The 12294-nt window shown below is 69.7% G+C and carries 10 protein-coding genes; all 10 read right to left on the bottom strand.

Annotated features, from left to right (window positions below):
- Positions 1 to 126 precede the first annotated feature (126 nt).
- A complete protein-coding gene (locus KEG38_RS40200) occupies positions 127 to 1614 on the bottom strand; it encodes a hypothetical protein (protein ID WP_272425765.1) in 1488 nt (495 codons plus the stop codon).
- Positions 1611 to 3098 carry a di-heme oxidoredictase family protein gene (locus KEG38_RS40195; RefSeq protein ID WP_272425764.1) on the bottom strand — a complete coding sequence of 496 codons (1488 nt, stop codon included), beginning with the start codon at positions 3096 to 3098 and terminating at the stop codon, positions 1611 to 1613. Before KEG38_RS40195 ends, KEG38_RS40200 begins: the two co-directional genes overlap by 4 nt.
- Positions 3095 to 4570, bottom strand: coding sequence for a di-heme oxidoredictase family protein (locus KEG38_RS40190; RefSeq protein WP_272425763.1), 1476 nt, complete (start codon positions 4568 to 4570; stop codon positions 3095 to 3097). Before KEG38_RS40190 ends, KEG38_RS40195 begins: the two co-directional genes overlap by 4 nt.
- Before the next feature lie 17 nt (positions 4571 to 4587).
- Complete coding sequence (locus KEG38_RS40185) at positions 4588 to 5613, bottom strand: DUF4215 domain-containing protein (RefSeq protein WP_272425762.1); 1026 nt, start codon at positions 5611 to 5613, stop codon at positions 4588 to 4590.
- 287 nt (positions 5614 to 5900) lie between these two features.
- Positions 5901 to 7913 (bottom strand): serine/threonine protein kinase, encoded by a 2013-nt coding sequence (locus KEG38_RS40180; RefSeq protein ID WP_272425761.1) that lies wholly within the window; start codon positions 7911 to 7913, stop codon positions 5901 to 5903.
- Positions 7914 to 8009: 96 nt separating this feature from the next.
- Positions 8010 to 8576: a hypothetical protein gene (locus KEG38_RS40175; protein ID WP_272425760.1), complete on the bottom strand. Its 567-nt coding sequence runs from the start codon at positions 8574 to 8576 to the stop codon at positions 8010 to 8012.
- Positions 8573 to 9139: a hypothetical protein gene (locus KEG38_RS40170; RefSeq protein ID WP_272425759.1), complete on the bottom strand. Its 567-nt coding sequence runs from the start codon at positions 9137 to 9139 to the stop codon at positions 8573 to 8575. Before KEG38_RS40170 ends, KEG38_RS40175 begins: the two co-directional genes overlap by 4 nt.
- Complete coding sequence (locus KEG38_RS55800) at positions 9139 to 11244, bottom strand: DUF3570 domain-containing protein (protein ID WP_272425758.1); 2106 nt, start codon at positions 11242 to 11244, stop codon at positions 9139 to 9141. Before KEG38_RS55800 ends, KEG38_RS40170 begins: the two co-directional genes overlap by 1 nt.
- Positions 11223 to 11756 (bottom strand): hypothetical protein, encoded by a 534-nt coding sequence (locus KEG38_RS40160; RefSeq protein ID WP_272425757.1) that lies wholly within the window; start codon positions 11754 to 11756, stop codon positions 11223 to 11225. Before KEG38_RS40160 ends, KEG38_RS55800 begins: the two co-directional genes overlap by 22 nt.
- 58 nt (positions 11757 to 11814) lie before the next feature.
- Entirely contained in the window at positions 11815 to 12258 is a 444-nt protein-coding gene (locus KEG38_RS40155; protein ID WP_272425756.1) for a thioredoxin family protein, read from the bottom strand.
- Between the last annotated feature and the right edge of the window lie 36 nt (positions 12259 to 12294).

Below are 12294 nucleotides of genomic sequence, written 5' to 3'. Positions count from 1 at the left end.
ATGAACTGCGCATCGCGCAGTTCATCGACCCCGAGTCCAGCGCTTGCGCTGGTCCGGGTCCAGGGGTGGACAACCCCTGGTCGGGGTCCGGGGTGAAACCCCGGCGCAACGCTCCCAAGCACCCCCTCAGGGGGCGAGCGTCGCGAACAGGACGCGGCCGATGGTCGGCTCGCCGTGGATCCACACGACCGCGGCGCGATCCTCCGGTCCGCCGATGGCCACTTGCGGCGAGAGTGCGTGATCTCCCGCGGGGGAGAGGACCTCGATGAGGCCGAAGCCTGCGGCGCTGCCACGGCGCGCCGCCACGCGGAAGTGACCGCCCACCTCTTCGCTCCACGCCACGATCACCCCGCCGTCCCGACCGACGGCGAGCACCGGTGTGATGGCCTGGGTCGCGCCTTCGGTCGAGAGCACGAGGGGTTGATCGCCCGGATGAATCCACGTCCCGTCGGGCGCGCGCTTGGCGAGATGTACGACGGGTCCTGCGCCTGTGTCCTCGGACCAGGTGACGTACAGGTAGCCGAGTGAATCGAATGCCGCGCGCGCATCGCGACACTTGCCCTCGGGCCGCGAGAACGTATCTGCGAGGTCTGCGGGCCGCGTCCACGCGCCGAGCGCGTCGCGCGACGCGAGGTACACGGCGACCCCGCCTTGCCCCGTCTCCTGCGTCCACACCACGACGCCGCGACCGTCCTCGGCGAGGGCGGGCTTCGGATTGCAGATGGGATCGTTGTCGACGGGCGCGCCTGGGGCCGAGAGATAATCATCCACGCCGGGCCGGGAAAACGTGCCCTCCGCGCTGTTCCGCTCGCTCATGAACGCCATGAGCTGGCTCCCGGCCGACTGGTACCAGGACACGAGCGCGTCGCCGCGATCGTTCACCGTCACCTGCGGCGCGTTCGAGAAAAATGAGGGCGGCGACAGCACGTCGTCCTCCGCCGACGGACCTTCCCATGCGTCGCCTGGCCCCTTCCGGCGCGCGACTGCGACGCCGTAATGGGAACCGTCGTACCACTGGTTCCACACGTGCAGGATTTCGCCCGACGACCGCGTCGCGAGCCGCGGCTCGTACGCCTTTTCCCCGGAGGACACGCGATCTGCGACGGACATCGGATCGGTCCATGTCCCGTCTGGCGCGCGTTCGCTCCGGTAGACGTCGCCCTCGGCGCCCGTGATCGACTGGCGCCACGACACGACCGCGTCGCCTGCCTCGCCGCCGATGACGACGCCCATGCCGGCGAAACCGGGCAGCACGGCGCTTGGCTTGCGCAGGGACAAACCCGCGTCCGTCTCCTCGGCGACGACGACCACGTCCGCGCCGGGCATGGTCGCCTCGTCCCACACGAAGAGCCCGCGGCCGCGACCGTCGATCGACGCGTACACGCGGCGCGCCCCGGGGCCGCCGATGACCTGCGAAACCGCGGGGTAGGTCCAGGTGCGTACGCGACAAACGCCCCCGTCGGCCACGCTCCACGCGGGGCAGCAGCCGCCCTCGGGCAACGCGCGCGTGGGGCCGCAGGTGCATGCGACGGGGTCGTCACAGGCGACTTCGACCTGGCCGCATCCGAGTGCACCGAGGCCGAGGAGGAGCAGAACAGCGCGGAGACGTGTCATGGAACGGAGAGCCGGCGAGCCCGGGTGAGCGACGTGAGGAAGACGCGGAGATCGGCGCGCTCGGACTCCGAGAGCGCGGCGAACGCGTCGCGCGCGGCCTGCGCCTCGCCGCCGTGGAGCAGGATTGCGTCCTCGAGGGTCGGCGCGCGGGCGTCGTGCAGGTACGGGCGGCTCCGCGCGATCCCCCAGAGCGGGCGCGTGAGGAACGTGCCCGGACGAACCCCCCGATCCGCCTGCTTTTCCGCGAGTCCGGGGCCCATGTCGTGCCGCTTGAGATCGCTGTAGAGGTAGACCCGCAGCGGGCCTCCATCGATCGGCGGCGCGATCCGCGGAGCAGCCGCGTCCTTTTCGAGATCGACGCGGACCGGGGCGCCGCCCTCGCGGCTCGGGAGCGAATACACGGCGCTCGCCAGCGTGAGCGCAGGGACGTGACAGCTCGCGCAGCCGAGCGCCTGGAAACGCGCCTCTCCCGCGCCGAGGCGCACGATGTGATCCTGATCCTCCGGCGGATCCGCGATCGGCACCTCCTGCATGGCGAGGAAGAGCGCGAGCGCGGTCACCTGGCCCTCGCGGATCTCGTCCGTGACGCCGTCGCCGTCGGGGTCCGTCCCGCCAAACGCGCCGATGCGTGCGGGATCGGCGTGCGCGACGAGCCACGTCGATTGCATGCCGTGGTGGACGTTGAGCTCGTCCTCGACGACGTCGCGCAGCGAGGCGAAATGCCCCTTCCAGCCGAAGGGTTTGACCACGAGATCGGTGTCGACGCCGAGCAGGCTCGTCCCATCGATGCCCCCGTCGGGCCGCGCTTCGAGCTCGCCGAACGCGACGCCTTTGGCCACGAGGGGCCCGCGCGCGGGTTTGCCCTCGGCCTTCGCCTTCGCGACGAGCGCGTCACGCGCGCGGGCGAGCTCGGCGCTCATCTCGCGGGCGACGAGCTCGACGAGGCCCGCGCCGACGAGCGAGGGCGGGTTGCGCGCGAGCGCGCTCGATTGCCGATCGCCGTCGCCGGCGAGGTACGTGTTGTCCGCGCCGTCGCCCGCGCCGCCGGGGCCGCCGCGCCAGTGGCACGAATCGCACCGCATGGCGTCGGGCCCGCCGCGGCGACCTTCGTGAAAACGCGTGAGGTGCGGCCGATCCTTGCCGCCGTAGCCCATCGCGGGCGTGAACGTGGCGTGGAAGATCTGCGCGCCGAGCTGGAAGATTTCCTCGGGCGAATGAACGCCCGCTTCGAGGTCGGATTGCTCGACGCGGATCGAGCGCGCGAGGTGGCCGGGGTCTGCAGCGTCGAGGAACCGATGCTCGCGCCTGCGCGCATCACGCGCGAGCGCATCATACGCTTGGCGCTCGAGGTCCGGATCGAGGTTTGTCGTGTACACCCCGAGCGCGCGCGCCGAGCCTTTTTGCGCCGTCGGCACGGGCGCCGGATCGAGCGCGCATGCCACGAGCGTGGTGGCCAGGAGCGAGAGGACGAGCGCACGCCTCATTGCAGCACGTGGACCTTCGGCTCCCGCGTGAGCGAGAGCAAAAAGACGTGGAGGTCCTTCTGATCCTCGGGATCGAGCGCGCCGAAGGCGTCTCGCGCGGCCGCGGCCTCGCCGCCGTGGGCAAGGATGGCCTCGGGGATCGTCGCGGCGCGGCCGTCGTGCAGGTACGGCGCGGTCTCGGCGAGGCCCCAGAGCGGACGCGTGAGGAAAACGCTGCGCGGAATGTCGAAGGCGCCGTCGTGCGGATCGGCGAGCTCTTCGCCCATGTCGTGCCGCCTGAGATCGCTGTAGAGCTTCACCAGACTCGTACCGCGCGGCTTTTCGCCGTCGCGCATCAAATTCAGCTCGACCGGAGGACCCCCCGTCGTATCGGGCCACTCGTCCCATCGCACATTCGCGAGCGGCAGCTCCGGATGATGGCAACTCGCGCAGCCAACTTCCTCGAACACGGCCATGCCGTTCGACCAGCGCGCGCGCAGGCCCGGATCGTGCGGCGGCAGGATCACCGGCGTCTCCAGCATCGCCATGTACACCGCGGTCGCCGTTAGGATCCCCTCCTCGATCTCGCGTTGCACGCCGTCGTTATCTGGATCCCACCAGTTCGGCCCCGCGCCGAGGTGCGGCACGTCCGGCTCGACTTGCCACCCGAGCGCGAGCACGTGCGACTGGACGCCGAAATGAATCCGCGCGGCGTCCTCGGTGAAGCGCCGGAGCCGCGCGATCTCGCCCTTCCAGCCGAAGGGTTTGACCACGAGATCCCGATCCACGCCGGCGACCGCCGACGTATCGAGCGAGCCGTCCGGATACGCCGTGAGGCTGCCGAACGAGACGCCCTTCGATTCGAGCGACACGGTCACGTCGGCGCCGGTATCCGCGGCCTTGGCCAGCGCGTTGGTTCGGGTTTGTCCGAGCTCGAAGGTCATCTCGGCGCCGAGGGCCTGGACGAACCCGAGGCCGAGCACGTGCGGCGCGTTTCGCTGGTTCGCCGAGGAAGCCCGGTCGCCGTCGCCGAGGAGGAATGCGTTCTGCGTGGGAGCGCCCGCGCCGTCCGGCCCGCCGACGGAGTGGCAACCGGCGCACGAATACGTGTCGAGCCCGCCGCGCACGCCCGAATGCACGCGGGAGAGCCCGGGCAAAGGTCGATCCCCAAAGCCGTCCTCGCCGCGGAACTCGTGCGCGAAGAGCGCATCGCCGAACGCGAAGAGCCGCTCGAGATCGTAGGCGCCGAGATCGATGTTCGTCTGCAGCGCGAAGATGTGCTCGCGATCCTCGCCCTTCTCGGCGGCCTCGAGGAACTCCTCGACGCGCTCGAGCGTGGCGAGCGAGAGGGCGGCGCCGACACCCTCGTCGAGATCGGCGGAGGAAGGGGCGTCTCCGTGGGGCCAGGGAATGGGCTCCTCGCCCCCGGCGGCCAAAAGGCCGGCCGCCAGGGGGAGGACGAGCGCGAATCCGAAACAGCGGAAGGCGCTCATGACCCGTTTTCCATTCGTCAGGGTTTCTGGCAGACGGGGAAGCAGCACGGGATGTAGCGCTGCACGCCGCCGCAATCGAGGCCGGGGCCGGCGAAGCCGTCCGCGGGATCGCCGCTGAAGCCCGGGTTCGCATCGAGCGTGAACGCGCCCGCGATCGTGCCGGCCGTGTTCGTGACGGTCACGAACTCGCCGTCGTCGATGTGGTTCGTCATGTACGTCCAGTTGTTGCAGCGGCCGCCCGCGCCCACCGGATAGGTCGTGCCGCCAACGGTCGTCATCGTGGTGCGATTGACCCACGCCGTGATCATGCCGCCGACCGGAACCTTCGTGGTGATCTTCGTAACGTCGACCGGGTGCGCGGCCGGGTTGTTGAAGATCTCGGCGAGCTGCTCGTAGTCGCAGACGCCCGCCGCGCCGATGGCCTGGCACATCTTCGTGCCGGCCTCGTAACCGAGGCTGCCCATGTAGCTCCACTGCGAGGCGATCGGCGCCGCGGTGAAGTCGTTGAAGATGAGCTTGCCGGCGCAGGGATCGACCGGGGCGTCGGGGCCGCCGTCCGGGAGCTTGCAGTCGTTGGGGCACGTGTCGCCGACCTCGTTCTGGCCGTCGTCACAGTCCTCGCCCGACTGGACGATCTTGTCACCGCAGAACGGGTTCTTGCACTTGTCCGAGCACTCGTCGTCGGGCACGCAGTTGCCGTCGTCACACTCCTCGCCCGGATCGATGGTGCCATTGCCGCAGACGACCGCCGTGGAGCCGCCTTCCACGCACGTCACGGAGCCGCCGCCGCCGTTGCCGCCGCCGCCGCCGGGGCCGCTCGCCCCGCAATCACAGGCCTCGTAGCCATTGCCGGCCGCGTTGCAGACTTGCACGCCCTCGAGCCCGCCGGCGCAGATGCACGCGGCGGTGGATCCAGGAATACAGCCAGCGGGGCCGCCGCCCGAGTTCGAGTTGTCTCCGCCGCTGCATGCCTGGGCGAAAAACGCCGCCAGGCCAAGCGCAGTCAAAGGTACGAGGATCGATTTGATAAAGCTATTACGCATGCTCCACTCCCGATGCTTCTCCCCACGACGCCGTCACGCGATGGACCAGCCGGCTATTTAAACAAGGGCGGTTCGGTGGGTCAACACATAAATGTCGCGAAAACCCCGTTCCGGAAGCGCTCGCCGAACGGGATGGCGTACATTCATTCGCAGTCCAAAGGAGCCCGAGCACGCGGCATAAATATGGATTTACCGCAATGCGTCGTGAGGCAGCCGACGAGGGCCGGGGACGCGCGTGTTCGTGCAATGGGCGGGCAGCGCGCCAATCGCGGCTGCGCCGCCCGACTTCACTGGAGCTTGAACATCGCCATCGCGGTCTCGCCGCTCTTGATGGCCACGCTCCTCGATTTCGTAGCGCCGCTCGCAGGCTTGCAGCTCACCGAATAGGTGCCCGGCGAGAGCGAGAGCTTGAGCGTCGACGTGGTGCCCTTGGAGGCACCGTTCACCGAAAACGCACACGTGCCGCCAACCGCGACCGCGACGAGCGTGCCGTTGCCGCCGCCCGCAGGCGCAGCCGTCGGCGTCGCCGTGGCCGTCGCCGTGGGAGGCGCCTTCGCCGTGCTCGTGGCCGTCGCCGTGGGTTTCGGGGTCGCGCCGCTGTTCGGCGTCGTGCCAAAAGGCGCAGTGCCACCGCCTGCATTGCCGCCCGAGGCCGGCTTGCCGGGATTCGGATCACCAGCCGGAGGCGTGTTCACCGCGACGGGATCCTCCGCCGGCGGAGGCGTGGTCTCGGTCGTGGCCGGCGGCGGCGCCGTGGCCGCCTGCGCGGCCGTCGTCGTCTGCGGCGGCGCGACGGCCACCGGCCCCGCGCTGTCCGCCGTGGTCCCCTCCCCGTCCTTCTTGTCGCCCCCGACGAGCAGGAGCACGAGGATCACGGGTACGAGCACGGCCGCGGCCGCGAGGCCGCCAAAAAGGATGCGTCGATCCTTCTTCGGCGCGAACGGGTTTGGCTCGACGACCCCCACGGGCCCCGTACCCGGCGGCGCGATCACGGCCCCGGACGGCGTCGCCGGATCGGCGCGCCCCGCGGCCCACGCATTCTGGCCCGGGCGCGACCCCGCATCGGGAGCGCCCGAAGGCCCGAGCACCGAGGGCCCCATCCCGCTCGCCGCGCCCCCGAAGACGGGGCCTCCGCCGGGGGGATTCGGGAAAGGAACCGTGCCCGGCGTTCCCGACTTCGCGTCCTTGGGCGGGCCGGGCGGCTGCGGGACGAAATCACCGGCGAGGAACATGGTCCGTTCCATCTCGCCAAGCGCGGCCGCCGAGCTCTGGATGCGCGTGACGGATTCCTCGTCCTCGATGTCGGCCGCCTGGCCCGCCGCGGAACCGCGCGGAGGCGGCGCGGGCGTGGGCAAGGGCGGCGGCGGGACGGAGCCGGTCTTCTTGCGTTGCTTGGCCGCGTGGGTGATCGCGCCGATGCGATCGATGATCACCTGCCCCTCGGCCGTCACGTACGGCCGGAGCGCATGCGCGAAGCCGTGCACGTTGGCGAAGCGGCCGTCGACGTCCTTGGCCAGCGCCCAGCCGAGGATCTGATCGATTTCGGGCGGCAGATCGCGGCGGAGCTGCGTCACGGGGCGCGGCTCTTCCTTCGTGATCTGGAGCATCAGCATCGCCATCTCGCCCTCGAAGGGCGGGCGCGCCGTGAGCAGGAAGTAGAGGATCGCGCCGAGCGACCAGACGTCGGCCCGCACGTCGATGCTCTTCGCTTTCCGTACGATCTCCGGCGAGGAATAAGGCGAGAGGCCGAGCATCGTCGTGGCCGTCATCTCGCCCGCCATCGGCGCGGCGACGTCGCGCATGAGCTTTGCGGTGCCGAAGTCGATGACCTTGAGGAAAGGCGCGCCGCCGACGCGCGTGGTCACGAAGAGGTGCTGCGGCTGGAGCTCGCGGAAGATGATGCCGTGCCCGTGCGTCTCGGCGACGGCTTCCGCCGCCTGCAGGATGAGCAAGCAGGCCTCCTGCAAAGGCAAGGGGCCGCGCGTCTTGACGTGCGTGGCGAGGTCGGTGCCTTCGAGGAACTGCCGGACGAGGTAAAACGTGCCGTCCTGCTGCGTGCCGACGTCGATGATGCGCGCGACGTGCTCGGATTCGAGCTTGGCGAGCGTGCGGGCCTCGCGCCGGAAACGCTCGAGCTCCTTGTCGTCGGTCTGGCCGGCAAGGAGGAGGCGGATCGCGACCCGCTGGTCGAACTCGGTGTTGAAGGCCTCGACGAGGACCCCGTGCCCCCGGCCGAGAATGGTCCGGATGCGGTACTTCCCGGCCACGAGGCCGCCCGGGCGAATTTCGTCAGGTCGCATGTTTCGGATCGTGGCGGCGTCGAGGAAAGCCGCGGGGCCATTCTGGCACGTCTCGGGCCTCGGGTGGTACTTCGCGCGATCGCTTCGCGGGATCCCCTACTTCAAGGGTTCGATCGCCGCCGTGCAGGAGGCCGCCACGGTGGCGGCGTCCTTGAAGCCGAGCCAGCCGAGGATGCAAAGATCCCCAGGATCCTGCTCGTTCACGATCTTGCCGCCCTTGTGCCGCTCGAGCCCTCGCGCCTTGTTGACGAGCAGGAGCTTGTCGGCCGTGGAGCCGAGATCGTCGACGACCTGCTGCATGGCCGCGGGATCGAGGTTGCACACGGACGCGTAGTTCGATTCGAGCTCGAGCTGCGTCGTCGCCGCGCCGCCGGAGACGTTGTTCTCCGCCGGATGGCGCAGGCCGAGCTGGCCATAGATGCGCATCGGGCGCGTCGGCTGGCCGTGGCAGTCGAGGGTGCCGCAGCGGCGCTCGAGATACGGCGAGACGCTCGCCGTGAAGACGGCCGGGTTCGGACACCCGTACGCCTCGAGCCCCGCCTCGCCCACGCAGCTCGAAGCCCCGAAGCCGAGGCCGAAGAGCCCCGTCGCGAGGACGCCGAGCGCCGCGAGGGAGCGCCGGCCGAGCGCCGCCCGGAGCCGTTCACGCACGTTCCGCTTCACGGCGTACCTCCACCACAGATGGGATCCGTGTCTCCGTCATCGACGAGCACCACGCCGGCCGAGTCTTTGCCGGCGCCATTCCCGGGCCTGTCGTCCGAGGGCAGCTTGTGGCACGCGGCGCACGAGCCCTCGCGGCCGATGATCGAGTTCATGCTGCGCTGGCCGGCCCTCACCTTGAGCGGGAAGGTGAGGTCGGCCCATTTGTCCTTCTCGATGTAGAAGTTGCCGGCCGTGTTCGTGCACGCGAAGCGCGAAGGCCCCGCCGAGTCGAAGATCTCGACCTTCACGTTGGGCGCCGCCGCGAGGGCGCCCATCGCGGTCTCCTTGTACACGGTGCCGGCGATCGCGAACGCAGGCGCGGCGTCCCCGTACGTCGAGTGGCAGGACAAACATGGCTGACCGGGCCGGTGCAGCGCGCTCGGCGACCCCGTTTCCGCGGGCAAACCGTCGATGACCTCCTGCGGGATGGGGTCGTTGCCGTTGCAACCAACGGCGCCGAGGGAGGACAGGGCGACGGCGAACGAGAGCGCGGCGACGAACCGCCCGCTCGATACGGGGACCATCAATCGACCTCCAGCTCCAGGGTCACGGCGGTGAACAGGCCGAACCGGTTGAAGACGTAGATGTGGTCGAAGTACTGGTTGTAGAGGCCCTCGACCTGGAGCTGCGCCGAGAGCACGCGGGCGAGCGCGTACCTCGCGTTGGCGCCGAGCGTGAAGCCCATGAGCGCGCCGAGCTCGCGATCACTCGTGCGGTACTCGGGGACGCTCCACCCTGTCGCGCTCTGCGTGGCGACGTAGGCGCGTTGCCAGAAGTCGACCGACGACTGGACGTTGAAGCGCAGGTGGCTGCCGAGGCGCAGGTCGTCGTTGACGTCGAGGAAGAAACGCGCGTCCGTGGTGCTCGCCATCTGTCCCCACGTGTCGACGTAGAGACGTTCGTCGCCGCGAATCGTGACCTTCTCGAAGCGCTTGGCCGCACGCCCGACGAGCGCGAAACGGCTGCGCTCGGTGGGGAGCTGCTCGAGCGGCGCGAAGGGCAAACGGTTCTGGCTGACGACCTGGCGCGTCGCGCCGAGCGGGATGCGCGAAGCGATCGCCTGCGAGAACATCGGGATGTGGCGGTACGGCTTCGAGGTGTCGCCGAAGACGAGCTCCGCCGTGCCACCCAAGACGACGACCGTGCTCGGATCGATGACGAGCGAGACGCCCGCGTCGATCGTGTGCCGCAGGATGTCCTCGCGGAAGACCTCGAACGGCGTGCCCGCGCGGCTCAAGGCGTCGAAGCCGACGTTGTAGGCGAGCGTCGGCGTGACCATCTTGCTCTTGAGGTCGGTGCTCACCGCGACGCCCACGCTGCGCGCGAGGTAGTCCGGCTCGACCGAGACCGCGCCGTTCAAGCCGACCTTCGCGGGGCCGACCTTGAAGTCACCCGAGAGGGATCCCGCGTAACGCCGCTCGTTCCACCGCCGCGACGCCGTGGCCACGATGTCGGGCGACGCGGTGCTGACGACGTCGACGATGAAGCTGCCGCCGACCTGCCAGCCCGCAGTCGGGTTCTCGCCGGAGATGTACGCGGCGGGCGACACGACCGTGGTGTTCAGCGTGTCGGTGTAGAACATCGTCTCGACGCCGGCCTTCAGCGTGAAGCCGCGGCCCTTGCCGCCGGTGTCGATACAGCGCTGCATGTCGGCCGGCGTGCGCGCGGCCTGCATGCACTGGAAGACGGCGCTGTTGTTGCCGCCCGCGCCGCCCTGATCGACGTTCACGGTGATCTGCTCGCCGCGATCGAAGGCCTCGGTCGTCTTGTACTGCGCGGGGAATTTTCCGCGCTTGCCCTTGGCCTCGATCGTGGCCTTGCCAGGGTTGTGCGGGATCGGCTGCTTGACCTTGTCGGCCGGGACGACGACGCCGTCGATCTTGACCTCGACCTCGCTCCACGAGCTCGGGATCTGCAGCGTGATCGTGGGCGTGTCGATCTGGAGTTTTTCGAGGAGCGCCTTCGCTTCTTCCCCGACGGCCGCGTTGTTCTCTTCCTCGGCGTACTTCGCCGCGATCTGCGCGTCCGCCGCGGCTTCGAGCAAGAGGCCGCCGGCGTCCTGGCACTTCGCGAGCAACAGCTTGCCCGCGGCGAACTCGCTCGACGTCGCCATCTCGGCGATGAGCGTCTGCATGCACCCGCTCCAGTCCTTCTGGGCGAGCGCCGCCTGCGCCGTAGTGACCGACGCCGTCTGCTGCTTCGTGGGCGGCGGGCGCGAAGGACCGAGCACCCCCCGTGCCTCGGCGAAGGTTTTTTCCAGCTCCTTCGTCGCCCACTGCTTGTCGAGCTTGACGTTCGCGTCTTCCTTGAGGGCGGACTCGAACGCCTTCTTCGCCGCGTCGAGCTTCTTCTTGCCCGCGCCCTGGATGACGCCGATCGCCATCTGGATCTCGGCGCGCACGCTCGGCTCGCAGGCCTTGCCTTTGCACGCCTTGAACGCCGCATCGAGCCTGCTGAGGGCCTTGTCGTACTTGCCCTCGACAAACTCGTTCATCGCCTCGGCGACCGCGACGAGTCCATCAGCGTCCTTGTCCCCCGCGTACGAGGGCCCGGCGTCCGTGAGCCCGACGAGCGCGAAAACGGCCGCCGGCAGCAGGAACGCGCGGATCAGTTGTCGGGCGCGCCGCACTTGATCCACTCCTCGATGGTCGTGTACTCGGTCTGGTTGAGCCGCACGTCGTCGACGGTGTCGTCGGGATCGACCTTCGGCATGAGCGAGCCGCAGTTCGGCGGCTTCGTGACCCCCATCTCGACACGAAGGTTGCAGAGCATCTTCGAGTTTTCCGCCGCCTCACACGCGATGTAGGGCCCGTTCGCCACGGTGAGCCCGAGGAGCTCGGTGCGGAGCGTCTTCGCGTTGCCCGCGGTCAGCGAGATCGTGCCCGCGCCCATGCCGTGACACTGGGCGTCCGCGCACTTGCCCTTGGCCTCGAGGATCGGGGCCACGTCGTCCACGAAGCTCACGGCGCACATGGAATCGCCCGTGCAGGTCACTCCGCCGGAGGACGAGGAAGCCCCCGCGCCTCCCACGACCTCTGCCGGATCGCCATAAGGCGGGATCTCCTCGGTGGCGCATCCGGCGATCGCCATGGGGAGCGCCGCAAGCGCGGCGAGAAGGAGGATGGATGAGCGATCGAGCATGTTACCGGGCAGGCTCGCCATCATACCCGGGCCCGCGAAAGAGGGACAAGCTCTCCTGTCAGGGATCGGCCGCGGCTCTCCCGATCGCCGCGAGGACCTCCTCCACGGTGCACAGGCCCGAGAGGCGCGCGACCTCGTGCCCCTCCGCGTCGAACACGATCGTCGTCGGCAGGGTGCGCGGACCGTAGTGCGCGAGCCGAAGCTCGGTGTCCGGCGTGTCGGCCGAAAGATCGAGGCGCAGCGCCACGATTGGCGTGCGCTGGAGCAGGACGCGCGGATCGGACCAAACCTCGCGGGCCATCGCGATCGAAGCCGCGGACCAGTCGGCCGAGAGGAACACGAGCAGAGGCAAGCCCTCCCGCGCGGCGCGGGCGCGGGCCCGTGTTTCGTCCGTCTCCCACACGAGCGGCCTGGGACGCGACGACGGCGTCGTTTCGCTCGGCCCCGCATCGCCGACCGCGACGACCGCAGGCGCGTCGCCGGAGATCGCCACGACGGGCATGGGCTCAGGCTCAGGCGCGCGCGCGGCGCACGCGGC

Source organism: Polyangium jinanense (assembly GCF_028435265.1).
GTDB classification, from domain to species: domain Bacteria; phylum Myxococcota_A; class Polyangia; order Polyangiales; family Polyangiaceae; genus Polyangium; species Polyangium jinanense.
Note: the sequence above shows the minus strand (reverse complement) of the source record. Positions and strands in the feature narration are given on the sequence as shown.